The organism is Mesorhizobium sp. WSM3868 (assembly GCF_002294785.1).
Taxonomy (GTDB): Bacteria; Pseudomonadota; Alphaproteobacteria; order Rhizobiales; family Rhizobiaceae; genus Mesorhizobium.
Genome location: NZ_NSGB01000004.1, coordinates 68,076 through 81,211 on the forward strand (window position 1 = coordinate 68,076; position 13,136 = coordinate 81,211).

General features: G+C 64.7%; 11 protein-coding genes. 6 read left to right on the forward strand and 5 right to left on the reverse strand.

Annotated features, from left to right (window positions below; genetic code table 11):
- Positions 1-8: 8 nt before the first annotated feature.
- Complete coding sequence (locus CK221_RS08610) at positions 9-1,262, reverse strand: sarcosine oxidase subunit beta family protein (RefSeq protein ID WP_095777430.1); 1,254 nt, start codon at positions 1,260-1,262, stop codon at positions 9-11.
- Positions 1,263-1,619: 357 nt separating this feature from the next.
- Here CK221_RS08610 and CK221_RS08615 point away from each other — a divergent pair, with 357 nt between their 5' ends.
- The 3 genes from CK221_RS08615 (at position 1,620) to CK221_RS08625 (ending at position 3,665) form a co-directional block, all read left to right on the forward strand.
- Positions 1,620-2,060 carry a hypothetical protein gene (locus CK221_RS08615; RefSeq protein ID WP_095777431.1) on the forward strand — a complete coding sequence of 147 codons (441 nt, stop codon included), beginning with the start codon at positions 1,620-1,622 and terminating at the stop codon, positions 2,058-2,060.
- A gap of 9 nt (positions 2,061-2,069) precedes the next feature.
- Positions 2,070-2,654 carry a hypothetical protein gene (locus tag CK221_RS08620; protein WP_245430593.1) on the forward strand — a complete coding sequence of 195 codons (585 nt, stop codon included), beginning with the start codon at positions 2,070-2,072 and terminating at the stop codon, positions 2,652-2,654.
- A 246-nt stretch (positions 2,655-2,900) separates the two neighbouring features.
- Entirely contained in the window at positions 2,901-3,665 is a 765-nt protein-coding gene (locus tag CK221_RS08625) for a pseudouridine synthase (protein ID WP_095777433.1), read from the forward strand.
- Positions 3,666-3,677: 12 nt separating this feature from the next.
- Here the strand turns inward: CK221_RS08625 and CK221_RS08630 are convergent, their stop codons facing one another.
- Both CK221_RS08630 and CK221_RS08635 read right to left on the reverse strand, forming a co-directional pair.
- Positions 3,678-4,259 carry a histidine phosphatase family protein gene (locus CK221_RS08630; protein ID WP_095777434.1) on the reverse strand — a complete coding sequence of 194 codons (582 nt, stop codon included), beginning with the start codon at positions 4,257-4,259 and terminating at the stop codon, positions 3,678-3,680.
- A 196-nt stretch (positions 4,260-4,455) separates the two neighbouring features.
- Entirely contained in the window at positions 4,456-5,790 is a 1,335-nt protein-coding gene (locus CK221_RS08635; RefSeq protein WP_067322894.1) for a dicarboxylate/amino acid:cation symporter, read from the reverse strand.
- A gap of 234 nt (positions 5,791-6,024) precedes the next feature.
- Here CK221_RS08635 and CK221_RS08640 point away from each other — a divergent pair, with 234 nt between their 5' ends.
- The 3 genes from CK221_RS08640 (at position 6,025) to CK221_RS08650 (ending at position 9,741) form a co-directional block, all read left to right on the forward strand.
- The gene (locus tag CK221_RS08640; protein ID WP_095777594.1) at positions 6,025-7,890 is read left to right on the forward strand and encodes an ATP-binding protein; all 1,866 of its coding nucleotides are present in this window, start codon (positions 6,025-6,027) and stop codon (positions 7,888-7,890) included.
- Positions 7,887-9,275, forward strand: coding sequence for a sigma-54 dependent transcriptional regulator (locus tag CK221_RS08645; RefSeq protein ID WP_095777435.1), 1,389 nt, complete (start codon positions 7,887-7,889; stop codon positions 9,273-9,275). Before CK221_RS08640 ends, CK221_RS08645 begins: the two co-directional genes overlap by 4 nt.
- A gap of 211 nt (positions 9,276-9,486) precedes the next feature.
- On the forward strand, positions 9,487-9,741 hold the full coding sequence (locus CK221_RS08650; protein ID WP_170950361.1) for a hypothetical protein: 255 nt from the start codon (positions 9,487-9,489) through the stop codon (positions 9,739-9,741).
- Here the strand turns inward: CK221_RS08650 and ggt are convergent, their stop codons facing one another.
- Positions 9,742-11,481: a gamma-glutamyltransferase gene (gene ggt, locus CK221_RS08655; RefSeq protein ID WP_095777436.1), complete on the reverse strand. Its 1,740-nt coding sequence runs from the start codon at positions 11,479-11,481 to the stop codon at positions 9,742-9,744.
- A gap of 222 nt (positions 11,482-11,703) precedes the next feature.
- Positions 11,704-12,996: an L-rhamnose catabolism isomerase gene (gene rhaI / locus CK221_RS08660; RefSeq protein WP_095777437.1), complete on the reverse strand. Its 1,293-nt coding sequence runs from the start codon at positions 12,994-12,996 to the stop codon at positions 11,704-11,706.
- Positions 12,997-13,136: the final 140 nt, after the last annotated feature.

Consider the following 13,136-nt stretch of genomic DNA (forward strand, 5'->3'; position numbering starts at 1 on the left):
CTATACCTTCAATGGGCAATGCCGGAGCCGGCAGCCTCGTCGATCAGCCGGCCGCGGGCGAAGCGGTCGAGATCGAAAGGCCGGCTGATGTCGTGGTGCCTGCCGGTTGCAAGCAAATGGGCAAGCAGCGTGCCGCCGGCGGGAATCGCCTTGAAGCCGCCCGTGCCCCAGCCACAATTGAGGAAAAGCCCGGGCAACGGCGATTCGCCGATGATGGGCGAGGAATCGGGGACGGCGTCGACGATGCCTGCCCATTGCCGCATCATCTTCAGCTGGCCGAATATCGGGAACATTTCGAGCATGCCTGCGATCACGCCTTCCAGCACCGGCAAGTTGCCGCGCTGGCCATAGGACGGGATGCGGTCGAGCGCGCCGCCGATCACCAGTTCGCCCTTGTCCGATTGGCTGACATAAACGCCCGTATCCGGCGAGATCACCACCGTGTCGATGATGGGCTTGACCGGCTCGGACACGCAGGCCTGCAGCGCATAGGAATTGACCGGCAGCCGGAATCCCGCCTTCGCCGCCAGCACCGAGGAGTGGCCGGCCACCGCCATCCCCGTACGCTCTGCCCGGATTGCGCCGCGCGATGTGACGACCCCGCGGCAGCGCCCGTCCTCGATGATAAAGTCGCTGATCTCGCAGTTCTGAATGATGTCGACGCCGAGACGGCTGGCGGCGCGCGCATAGCCCCAGGCGACAGCGTCATGACGGGCAGTGCCGCCGCTCGGCTGCCAGGTGCCGCCATAGACGGGGTAGCGGGCATCCGGGCTGAAATTGTAGATCGGCACCACCCGGCGCACGTCCTCGACCGAGAACAATTCGCAATCGATGCCGTTGACCTGGATGGCGTTGACGGACCGGGCAGCGGTTTCCATTCCCGCTTCACTATGCGCGAGGGTGAGAATGCCGCGCGCGGAAAACATCACATTGTAGTTCAGATCCTTCGATAGCCTCTTGTAGAGGCTATGCGCCAATCCGTAGATCGCTGCGCTTTCCGGGTAGAAGTAATTTGAGCGGACGACGGTTGTGTTGCGGCCGGTGTTGCCGCCGCCGATCCAGCCTTTCTCGAGCACCGCCACATTGGTGACGCCGTGGTTCTTTGCGAGATAGTAGGCCGTAGCGAGGCCGTGGCCGCCACCGCCGATGACGATGGCGTCGTAACGCGGTTTGGGCTCCGGCGAGCGCCAGGCCTTCTCCCAGCCTGTCTGGCCGGCGACGCCTTCCTTGAATAGCGAAAGCGCTGAATAGTGCCTTGTCATGCGCTCAGGCCCGCATCACGTGAGCGATATTGCAAGGGTGCCAAGAACCGCTGAGACGCCAGATCGGCGGCGCCGTACCAAAACCGGCGCAATCAACTCGCCCCGTCCTCGAAAGTCCATAACCCATCCCGTTCTGCCGCGGTTCGACAAGAGTCGCCGAGCTTCGCGCGGCGCGAACTTAGCTTGAATGGACACCTGTGTCCATTGAGCAATCGAGATCGCGCGTCGTACGAGCGCGGTATCGGCCATCTAAGCAAAGTGAAATGCATTTGCGCGTGTCAGGCGCATGGCGGATTTCATTTGCTTGGTGATCCTCCTCCCATGGGGCAAACTCCCGCCGGGCTGTCAGGAGGAGAAATGAGAGCACGCGCAGCGACGGTCGGAGATCTCGAGGATGTTTTCCGCGGCCTGTCCAAGCGAATGTCGGACGAGTACCTGGCGGCCGGCAAGGACAGCAAGGCCGCCTACGACAATCTGATGATGAACCTGAAGGAAGGCCGGGCCCATGCGCTGGTCGAGGGCGAGCAGGCCGTCGCCTTTATCGCCTGGCATGAGCATGGCGACGCGGCCGACACGCTGTTTGCCGCGCAGGAGGACTTCTTCAGAGCGGCAACCGTTCGCTTCTGCAGGCGTCACATCCGCCACATCCAAGCGCTCGCCGGCAACCTGCCCGTGCACTCGCGCAGCTGGCTCGATGGACCGGACGTCGCAAAATGGTTTCGGCTCATCGGCTATGTCGAGCGGGGACAGGAGAATGGCGCCACCCTGTTCGAACTGCCGCCGGCGCCCAATGGGTGACACGGGTTATTGGCGCAGCGGCTTGCACCGCGCAGCAATTGGCGGGATGGTGTGGAAGGCAGCCGGGGGCGCTGGCAGGCCGGAGATGCATGGCTGCTGGAAAACAAAATGGTGCGAGCTTGTTTGGCCCTTGTCGCCCTTGTTGCCCTTGCGAGGCCAACAGAAGCAGGCGAGCGAGCGGCTCCCCTCTTCGACCGCTCCGATCTGGCATCCACGTATTCCGGTGAGTCCGACCTCGTAACCGCCTATACGAGCGGGATGGCCCGGTACCGTCTTCAGCTCATGGCGCGTACCGGCACCGCCAATCTCGCCGCCCCTCTCGAACCTTTGGCCCTGCGGCCGGAATTTCGCCAGCGGACATGGCGCTCGGCCGATGGCAGCCTGCTGCAGGGCTTCGCCGGCAAAGGCGGCTTCCGGCTGACTGTCGGCAACTGCCTTGCCCGCCTCTGCGCGGCCAGCGAATGCAGCGAGGCCGGCTGGCCGGTCTATGCCTGCAGCGACGGCCATAAGCGCAAGATGTCGGTGAAGAGCTTCGTGACGGCAACCTTCGACGGCGTCCCTTACCTGCGGTTGAGCGCTCCGCCGGAACCGTGATTTGATTGCGGTCGACGACGCTGCCGGTTCAGCAAAGTCAGGTACTCGTCTCCACCCGAAACGCTGGCTGCACCGCTTCTCGTCACCGGAGCAGCCACATCAGCACGGGACCGCCAGCGAGCGTGGCGACCAGGCCGGCCGGGATCTGGCGCGGGATCAAGGTGCGGCCGATCTGCGTGCGAAGGGCAGTGCAAGCACGGCGCGCCAGGTTGCGCCGGCGTCGCCCGGCATGGCATCTGTCGGCCGATGACACGCAAGCCCCTACGACAGCTTCCCGAATTCCCGCGACGACCGGTCGCTGGAAAAGTCAGCCTCAACCGAGCGCTCTCGAAGCTAGGATTCTGCTCGCGCAAGCAGGCCGAGCTGATGATCGCCGAAGGACGCGTGCGCGTTGCCGGCAAGGTGGCGCGCGACCCGTCGCTGCGCGTCGATCCGGATCGCGACCGCATCACAGTCGATGGCGCACAGATCGCCGCGGAACGAAAAGTGTATCTGATGCTCAACAAGCCGCGCGGGCTGGTCACCACGCGCGACGACCCCGACGGGCGCGGCACGGTCTATGACTGCCTTGCCGATCTCGACCTGCCCTTCGTGTCGCCGGTCGGGCGTCTCGACAAGGCGAGCGAAGGTCTGCTGTTGATGACCAACGACACGCGCTGGGCGAACCGTTTGCTCGATCCTGCCTCGCATGTCGGGAAGACCTATCATGTGCAGATTGCTTCCGTGCCCGACGAGAAGATGCTCGAGCGGTTCCGCCAAGGCGCTGTCGTCGACGGCGAATTGCTGACGGCGAGCTCGATCGCGCTCTTGCGCAGCGGCGGGCGCACGGCCTGGCTGGAGATAGTCCTCGACGAAGGCCGCAACCGCCAGGTCCGCCGCATGCTCGGCGCCTTCGACATCGGCGTGCTCAGGTTGGTACGGGTGGCGATCGGGCAGCTGCAGTTGGGTGATCTCGCGAAGGGCAAGGCGCGGCATTTGACGGCCGAGGAGCTGGCGATACTTGCCGCTTAACAGGGGCCGGAACTACTTTTGGTTCCAGCGGCGGATGACCGGCTCGGTCAGGTCGTGCTCGTAGCCGAGGATGCTGAGGCTCGCGGTATCGAGGACGAAATGTTCGCCGCCTTCCGGCGGCAGGCCGATCCAGCGCGCCGCAAGCACGCGCAGGAAATGCGAGCTCGAGAAGATGAGCACATTGCCGGCCACCGTCCGGATTTCGGCCACGATCGCATTGGCCCTGGCGCCTACATCGGCCGCCGTCTCGCCGCCCGGGCAGCCGTCGCGAAACAACTGCCAGCCCGGACGTCCGGCAAGGATTTCCTTCGTTGTCACGCCTTCATAGGCGCCGTAGTCCCATTCCTGCAGGTCGGCCTTCTTGAGCGCGCGCTCGCCGAAGCCGGCCAGCCGGCAGGTGTCGAAGGCGCGCTGCGACGGGCTCGACCAGACCGCCTGGAAGGTGTGCTCCTTGAGGCGGTCGGCGACGCCGCCTGCGGCCTGTTCGCCTTCCGAGGTCAACGGAATGTCGGTGCGGCCGGTATGCTTTCCCGATGCGCTCCATTCCGTCTCGCCATGGCGGACAAGGTAGATCTCGGGAAACGCGCTGCTCATCCGCCGGCCCTCACGCTTGGATGCACCGGCAAGAATGCCGGCCCGCGCCACCCTATGCGGCGTCCGACAAAAAGAACAGGCCGCGGCGGAGCCACGGCCTGTTTCGGCTTGGGTGGACGCTCTTTGTCTGTGCAACTCCGGATCGAAGGCTACGGTGAAGTCACCGAGGCAATTTTCCGGGAATTGTTTCGATCGCTCAGGCCGGCTGCAGGCCGCCTGAGAGCGCGAGGTCTGCCTCCTCCGGCATCTGGCCGGCCATGGCGGCGGCGAACTGCTTCTGGTCGAGCTCGCCTTCCCAGCGCGCCACGACGATGGTCGCGACGGCATTGCCGACGAAGTTGGTGAGCGCGCGACACTCCGACATGAAGCGGTCCACGCCGAGGATCAGCGCCATGCCGGCAACCGGCACCGAAGGCACGACCGAAAGCGTGGCCGCCAAGGTGATGAAGCCGGCGCCGGTGATGCCGGCGGCACCCTTGGAGCTCAGCATGGCAACGAGCAGCAGCAGGATCTGGTCGCCGAAGGTGAGCGGCGTATCGGTCGCCTGGGCGATGAACAGCGCTGCCAGCGTCATGTAGATGTTGGTGCCGTCGAGGTTGAAAGAATAGCCGGTCGGGATGACAAGACCGACCACCGAGCGATTGCAGCCGGCGCGCTCCATCTTGGCCATCAGGCCGGGAAGTGCTGCCTCCGACGATGAGGTGCCCAGCACCAGGAGCAGCTCTTCCTTGATGTAGCGGATCAGCGCCAGGATGGAGAAGCCGTTGTACCATGCCACCGCGCCCAGCACGATCAGCACGAAGAGCAGCGACGTCAGGTAAAAGGTGCCGATCAGGAAGGCGAGATTGGCGATCGCGCCGATGCCGTATTTGCCGACGGTGAAGGCCATGGCGCCGAAGGCGCCGATGGGCGCAGCCTTCATCAGGATGGCGACGAGGCGGAAGATCGGCGCCGTCAGCGCCTGCAGGAAGTCGACCACCGGACGAGCGCGCTCGCCGACCAAAGCGAGAGCGACGCCGAACAGCACCGAGAAGAACAACACCTGCAGGATGTCGCCCTGGGCGAAGGCGCCGGTTATGGTGTCGGGGATGATGTTCAGCAGGAAGCCGACGATCGTCGTATCATGCGCCTTCTCGGTGAAGGTCGAGACCTTCGAGGCGTCGAGCGTCGCCGGATTGATGTGCATGCCGGCGCCGGGCTGGACGACATTTGACACGATCAGGCCAACGATGAGCGCCAGTGTCGAGAAGACGAGGAAATAGATCATCGCCTTGCCGGCGACCCGGCCGACCTTGTGCAGGTCGGAGACGCCGGCGATGCCGGTCGCGACGGTGAGGAAGATCACTGGCGCGATCACCATCTTGACCAGCTTGATGAAGGCATCGCCGAGCGGCTTCAACGAGGCGCCGATGTCGGGATAGAAATGGCCGAGCAGGATGCCGGCGGCGATCGCCGCCAGGACCTGCACGTAAAGATGCCGATAAAAGGGAACTTTGCCGCGCGGTTCCGCGGCAGCGATTGCCGTCTGCATGATGTCCTCCGTTCGGCCCCGATCGAGAAGCTCGACCTCCCGGGGCAGTTGACCTTCACAGCCTCGCGGCTGCTGCGGATGCATTTGCAACGGCCGTGCCAGATTGCGCTTTAAGGCGTCGAGTATTGATTTTGTTTGGTTTTCTGACGCAACGCGCTTTGCCATTCGACAGCGCAGTGCGGCGATCCGCATAGCTCGAATTGTGCTTTGTGCGAAATCATGCACAAATGGGCGATGCTGCAACGCCCCGCCGCTGCCCTCGCTTCGACGCCCGAACTGCTCGCCGGGCGGGCGCGGCGCGCCTGGCTGCTGTTTGCGGCGGTGGCGCTTCTCATCGTCTTTGCAGCGCTCTATGGCGCCGGCCTCTACGGGCGCTCGACCGAGATCGAGGCGCTGTCGGCGCAAGGGCGGACCGACGCCAATCTCAAGGTGGCACTGCTGCGCGCGGTGCTGGAAAATCCGCGCGCGCTGCCGCTGCTTCTGTCCGAAGACCAGCAGGTGCATGACGCGCTCGCTGAGCGCAGCCCCGCCTCGATCGACGTGCTGAACCGCAAGCTCGAAGGGCTGGTTTCGGGCACCAAGGCCTCGGTGCTTTACGTCACCGGCCCGGACGGGCTGGCCATCGCTTCCAGCAACTGGCGCGAGCCGGTAAGCTTCGTCGGCAATGACTACGGTTTTCGCGCCTATTTCTCGGGCGCCATGCAATCCGGCACGGCTGAGTATTTCGCGCTCGGCAATGTCAGCAAGCGCCCGGGCCTCTACATTTCGCGCCGTGTCGGGAGTGCGGCGGCCCCGCTCGGCGTCGTCGTGGTCAAGATGGAGTTCGACCAGCTCGAAGCCGACTGGCACGAGGCGAACCGCCCGGCCTATGTCAGCGACGAGCATGGGGTGGTGCTGATCACCAGCGTGCCCTCCTGGCGCTTCATGACGACGGCGCCGCTGGCCGCTCCAGTCGCGGCCGACATCCGCGCCAGCCAGCAGTTCGGCGAGGCTCCGCTGGTGCCGTTGCCCATCACGAGGCCACAACCGCTCAGCCCCGATGTCGCGTTGGTGCACGCCATCACGCCCGGCGGCAGCGACGCGGAGTATCTGCGGCTATCCACCGCCGTGCCGTCGACGCCATGGCGCCTCGACTATCTCGTGCTGGCGGAAGCGCCGATCGCGGCGGCGCAGCGCGAAATGCGTTTGTTGGCCCTCGGCGTCCTTGTCCCGCTGCTCGCTTTGGCCGCCTATCTGTTGTGGCGCCGGCAGTCCGCGCAGATGCGGATCGCTGCCGAGCAGGTGGCGCGCGCCGAACTCGAACGGCGCGTCGTCGAGCGCACGCAGGACCTCAGCCTCGCGCGCGACCGGCTGCAGGCCGAGATCGCCGACCACCGCAGCACCGAAGCCAAGCTGCAGGTCATGCAGCAGGAACTGGTGCAGGCCAACCGCCTGGCGACGCTCGGCCAGGTTGCCGCGGGCGTCGCGCATGAGATCAACCAGCCGGTGGCGACCATCCGCGCCTATGCCGACAATGCGCGCGTTTTCCTGGAACGCAAGCAGACGGCGCCGGCGGAGGAAAATCTCGGCGCCATCGCCGCGCTGACCGAACGCATCGGCTCCATTACCGAGGAGCTGAAAGCTTTCGCCCGCAAGGGTCGCACCGCCGCCGAGCCGGTCGAGTTGCGCAGCGTCATCGAAGGCGCCGTGGTGCTGCTCAGGAGCCGCTTTGCCGGCCGGCTGGACGCGCTGGCGATCACGCTGCCACCGGCGACGCTGAAAGTGATGGGCAACCGGCTGCGGCTGGAGCAGGTGCTGATCAACCTGTTCCAGAACGCGCTGGAAGCGCTCGATGGTCGTGACGGTGCTCGGGTCGAAGTGTCCGCCGCGGAAACCGCCGACGGCGTCGCGCTGATCGTGTCCGATAACGGACCGGGGATTCCGCCGGCGATCCTGAAATCGCTGTTCACGCCTTTCAATACCTCGAAGGAAAAGGGCTTGGGGCTCGGGCTCGTCATCTCGAAGGACATCGTCGCCGACTATGGCGGGCGTATCGAGGTGACAAGCAGCGGGACCGGCACCCGCTTCACCATCCATCTCTCGAAGGCTGGCCCGAGATGACAGACGGCAATCCGGTCATCCTGATCGATGACGATAGCGACCTGCTCAAGGCGACGAAGCAGACGCTCGAACTCGCCGGTTTTGCCGTGTCTGCCTTTTCCGCTGCAAGCGAGGCACTCGCCGGCCTCGATGCCGGCTTTGCCGGCGTCTTGGTGTCAGACATCCGCATGCCCGAAATGGACGGCCTGCAGCTTTTCGACCTCGTGGTCGACCTTGACCCGGATATTCCCGTCATCCTCGTCACCGGGCACGGCGATATCGCCATGGCGGTGAAGGCGATCAAGGACGGCGCCTATGACTTCATCACCAAGCCCTTCGCCGCCGACCGGCTGGCGCAAAGTGTATGGCGCGCCGCGGAAAAGCGCCGTCTTGTTATGGAGAACCGCGCCTTGCGCGAAGCGGCCGAGCAGGCGCAGGAAGGCCTGCCGCTGATCGGCCAGACGCCGGCGATGGAGCGGCTGCGCCGCACGCTGAGACAGATCGCCGACACCGATGTCGATGTGCTGGTGACCGGCGAGACAGGCTCGGGCAAGGAGGTGGTGGCGAGCCTGCTGCATCGCTGGAGCCGCCGCGCCAAGGGCAATTTCGTCGCGCTCAATTGCGGCACGTTGCCGGAGACAGTGATCGAAAGCGAGTTGTTCGGTCATGAGGCCGGCGCCTTCACCGGCGCGCAGAAGAAGCGCGTCGGCCGCATCGAGCATTCGAGCGGCGGTACGCTGTTTCTCGACGAGATCGAAAGCATGCCACCCTCCACTCAGGTGCAGATGCTGCGCGTACTCGAAATGCGCGAGGTGACGCCACTCGGCACCAACGAAATCCGGCCCGTCGACCTGCGCGTCGTTGCCGCCGCCAAGGTCGATCTCGGCGATCCCGGCCAGCGCGGCAATTTCCGCGAAGACCTCTACTATCGGCTCAATGTGGTGACGCTGTCGATCCCGCCGCTGCGCGAGCGGCGGGACGACGTGCCGCTGCTGTTCGGGTATTTCGCCGAGCGCGCCGCCGCCCGCTTTCATCGCCAGGTGCCCGCGGCGCCGGCCGCCGTCCAGCGCCATCTGCGCGAACACGACTGGCCCGGCAATGTCCGCGAGCTCGCCCATTTTGCCGAGCGCTTCGTGCTCGGACTGGAAGAGATCGGCAGCAGCCCCGCCGCTCAGCCGACAGATTTGGACGTCTCGATGCCCTTGCCGGAACGGCTGGAGCGCTACGAGGCCGAGATCATCCGCGAGACACTTGGCCGCAATGGCGGCGATGTCCGGCGTACGATCGAGGCGCTCGGCATTCCGCGCAAGACCTTCTACGACAAGCTGCAGCGGCACGGCATCGTGCGCAGCGATTTTTCCAGAGAGATCAAGCTTGTGGAACCCGATCGAAGCCCCCGGCGTTGAGGCTATCCAGGAACCGTGGCACGTTGGCACCAGCCGGGTGGCGAACGCATGATGGTGGTGGCGTTGCCGGTTGCACTTGGCAAGCGTTGATGGTTTGTTGCCGCTCAGCGGAGAACGAATGATGCGCGAATCCCTCGGTCAAGACGAATACGGCTCGGCCAGCCCCTTTGATCCGGACGATCTGCCGAATCTCAACGCCATGGGACCGGCGATGGGCAGCGGCAATGATTTCGAGAAATATGCCGTTGCCGTCATCATCGTGTTCGGCGCGCTGATCATCGGCGGCCTGATGGCCGCCTCGATGACCTTCGGCCACCGCAACGGCTTCCTGTTTGCGTTGGGCGGCGCCACTTCGGCCTGGATTTCGGGCAACGCGCTGCTGATTGACCGGCCGCGCATTTATGCGCTGTTCGTCGGCATCGCCGCGGTGCTGCTGATTGCCTCGACCATTACCCTTGTCGTATAGTCAGTAGCCCAGCGCCTCGCCGGAAGCGGCGCGGCTGTCGATGGCTCCGTTGTAGCGGGCCCCGCCGCCTTTCTCGATCTCCGCCAGGCTCTTGCCGCCGACCAGGATGCCGGCCGCCTGGCCCCAGGTCTGGTCGCTGAGATCGAGATGATAGCCCATGCCGGCAAGCAGCCTTTCGGTGTCGGGAGAAAGCCCGAAAGGCTCGACATAGACGGTGTCGGGCAGCCATTGATGGTGGATGCGCGGGGCGTCGATCGCCTCCTGAATGTTCATGCCGTGGTCGATGACGTTGACGATCGCCTCCAGCGTGATGGTGATGATGCGCGAGCCACCCGGGCTGCCGATGACCATGAACGGCTTGCCGTCCTTCACAACGACGGTCGGGCTCATCGAGGACAGCGGCGTCTTCTTCGGCTGGATCGCGTTGGCCTCGCCTTGGACCAGTCCGTAGAGGTTGGGCACGCCGGGCTTCTGGGTGAAATCGTCCATTTCGTTGTTGAGCAGGATCCCGGTGCCGTCGGCGACGACGCCGGCGCCAAAGGAACCATTGAGCGTATAGGTGACGGCTACCGCGTTGCCGTCCCTGTCGATGATAGAATAATGGGTGGTTTCCTTCGACTCGCCGAAGCCCTTGGGCATCAAGTCCTTCGAGACGCCGGCGCGGAACGGATCGATCTTGTCGCGGATGTCCTTGGCATAGCCCTTGTCGAGCAGTTTCGAGACCGGATTGTCGACGAAATCCGGATCGCCGAGCGCCGAATTGCGGTCGACATAGGCATGACGCATGGCCTCGACCATGACGTGGACGGTCTCGGCCGAGCCGGCTCCGAGATAGGACAGCGGATAGCCTTCGAGCACATTGAGGATTTCGCAGATGATGACGCCGCCCGAACTCGGCGGCGGCGAGGAGATGATCTCGTAGCCGCGATAGGAACAGGTCACCGGCTTCAGCTCGCGCACCGCGTATTGCTCGAAATCGCCTTTGGCGAGGATGCCGCCCTTGGCGCCGCTCGCCTTAACGATCGCGTCGGCAATCGGCCCCTTGTAGAAGGCATCGGGGCCTTTCTCGGAGATCGCCGAGAGCGAGGCCGCAAGGTCCGGCTGAACTAGCTTCTCGCCGATGCCATAGGGCTTCCCGTCTTTTTTCAGAAAAATAGCGGCCGCTGCCGGATCCTTGGCCAGCCGGTCGGCGCCGCCGGCGAAGGAGGCCGCGTCGCCCTGGTTGAGGACGAAGCCGTCCTTGGCATAGGCGATCGCCGGGGCCATGAGATCCTGTCTGGACAAGGTCCCGTATCTCTCGCGCGCCATCTCGAAGCCGGCCACCGAACCAGGCACGCCGACGGCGAGATAACCGTCAAGGCTGGCACCTTTGATCGGCTTGCCCTCCTTATCGAGATACATCGTCTTGGTCGCCGCAAGGGGCGCGCGCTCGCGGAAATCGATGAAGGTCGAACGGCCGTCCTTCAAGCGGATGGTCATGAAACCGCCGCCGCCGATATTGCCGGCATTCGGATAGACGACGGCCAGCGCATAGCCGACGGCGACCGCCGCATCGACGGCGTTGCCGCCCTTCTTCAGCACGTCGATGCCGACTTCGGTGGCGAGATGCTGGGCGGTCACCACCATGCCGTGCTCGCCCTTGGCGGGAGCCGGCGAAGCCGCAAAAACGGCGGTCGATGGTGTGAAGGCAACAGTGAGCGCAAAGCTGACGGCGATCAGCGTCCGGCGGGTGAGATGCATGGTGGGTCTCCAAGGCGGGGGGACACCCAGGAAAGACCGTTGGAGCGCGTTAGTCCATAACAATTGGAGTAGCATTGGGCAGAGCCCCTCACCTGCCCCGAATTGCGAAGGGCAATTCGGGGCAGTCCGACCTCTTCCCGCGGGGGAAGGAGCTCGTCAGCGCCGACGCCAACCGCTTCTCCCCTGAGAGGAAGATGGCCGCGAAGCGGCCGGATGAGGGTGTCAGACGATCCCGCCGCCACCGCCGGCGACGGCCGGCCGCTCCGCCGCGACCCCCGCCCGGTAGCCGGCCTCGCGATAGGCGGCGACCGGATCAATGGCGCCGCCGGTTCTCAGCCGCGCCATGGCGAGGATCGGCTCGACATCGGTGCGGTAGGCCGTCTTCAGCGTCTGCGTCGCCATCAGCGCGTCGTTCGCTTCCTGAAACCCGTCCAGCGCCTTGCGGTCGACCAGCAGCGCCTGCGCATAGGCGCGCTGCACCTCGACCGCGGACAGCATCAAGCTTTCGATCGGATCGGTGACGTTATGGCTCTGGTCGAGCATATGCGCGGGATGGAAGCCCTTGGCACCCGAAAGCTCTGCATCGACCAGCTCGTTGAAGACCAAAAACAGCCGGTAAGGATCGATCGAACCGGCGTCGAGATCGTCGTCGCCATATTTGGAATCGTTGAAGTGGAAGCCGCCGAGCTTGCCGAATTGAATCAGCCGCGACACGATCATCTCGATGTTGACGTTGGGCGCGTGGTGGCCGAGGTCGACGAGGCAGAAGGCCTTGTCGCCGAGCTCCTTGGCGATGATGTAGTTCGTGCCCCAGTCCTGCACGACGGTCGAATAGAAGGCCGGCTCGTACATCTTGTGCTCGGTAAACAGCCGCCAGTCGTCCGGCAGGCCGGCGTAGATTTGCCGCATGGCGTCGAGATAGCGCTCGAAGGCCTTGGCGAAACTGACCTGGCCGGGGAAGTTCGAGCCGTCGCCGATCCATACCGTCAGCGCCTTCGACCCAAGCGTCCTGCCGATCTCGATGCATTCGAGATTGTGCTCGACCGCCTGGCGGCGCGTGCCGGCATCGGCGTGCGACAGCGAGCCAAATTTGTAGGAGAGCTTCTGGTCCTTCGCGTCGGAAAAGGTGTTGGAGTTCATCGCATCGAACCCGAGCCCGAAACGCGCCGCCGCCTGCTTCAGCCGGTTCGGATCGGCCTTGTCCCACGGGATATGCAGCGAGACGGTAGGCGTCGCTTGCGTCAGCTGGCTGATGACGGCGCAATCCTCGATCTTGTCGAAGATGTCGCGCGGCTCGCCGGGGCCGGGAAAACGGGCAAAGCGCGTGCCGCCGGTGCCGACGCCCCAGGAGGGGATCGCGACGCCGAATTTTTCGACTTGGTCGCGGATCGCATCAATGGCTATGCCGCGCCGGTCGAGGCGCTCGCCGAGCGAGGCGTAGTCGCGCTCGAGGGCGGGTTGGCGAGCCGAGTTGTGGTTGGCGACGAGGTCGGCTGAGATGATCTGTTCGGACATTTTTTCCTCCCAATTCGTCTGCGCTGCCCCTCATCCGCCTAGCGGCACCTTCTCCCCGTATAGTCACGGGGAGAAGGAACGCGCTCCAGCGCTGGCGCCCCCTCTCCCCGTTCTTACGAGGGTAAGGGTGAGGGGCAGCG

What these genes read in the sequence shown, in the direction of transcription:
- CK221_RS08610 (WP_095777430.1), bottom strand. Translation starts at nt 1,262, where the DNA reads ATGACAAGGCACTATTCAGCGCTTTCGCTATTCAAGGAAGGCGTCGCC.
- CK221_RS08615 (WP_095777431.1), top strand. Translation starts at nt 1,620, where the DNA reads ATGAGAGCACGCGCAGCGACGGTCGGAGATCTCGAGGATGTTTTCCGC.
- CK221_RS08625 (WP_095777433.1), top strand. Translation starts at nt 2,901, where the DNA reads ATGACACGCAAGCCCCTACGACAGCTTCCCGAATTCCCGCGACGACCG.
- CK221_RS08630 (WP_095777434.1), bottom strand. Translation starts at nt 4,259, where the DNA reads ATGAGCAGCGCGTTTCCCGAGATCTACCTTGTCCGCCATGGCGAGACG.
- CK221_RS08635 (WP_067322894.1), bottom strand. Translation starts at nt 5,790, where the DNA reads ATGCAGACGGCAATCGCTGCCGCGGAACCGCGCGGCAAAGTTCCCTTT.
- CK221_RS08640 (WP_095777594.1), top strand. Translation starts at nt 6,025, where the DNA reads ATGCTGCAACGCCCCGCCGCTGCCCTCGCTTCGACGCCCGAACTGCTC.
- CK221_RS08645 (WP_095777435.1), top strand. Translation starts at nt 7,887, where the DNA reads ATGACAGACGGCAATCCGGTCATCCTGATCGATGACGATAGCGACCTG.
- CK221_RS08650 (WP_170950361.1), top strand. Translation starts at nt 9,487, where the DNA reads ATGGGCAGCGGCAATGATTTCGAGAAATATGCCGTTGCCGTCATCATC.
- ggt (WP_095777436.1), bottom strand. Translation starts at nt 11,481, where the DNA reads ATGCATCTCACCCGCCGGACGCTGATCGCCGTCAGCTTTGCGCTCACT.
- rhaI (WP_095777437.1), bottom strand. Translation starts at nt 12,996, where the DNA reads ATGTCCGAACAGATCATCTCAGCCGACCTCGTCGCCAACCACAACTCG.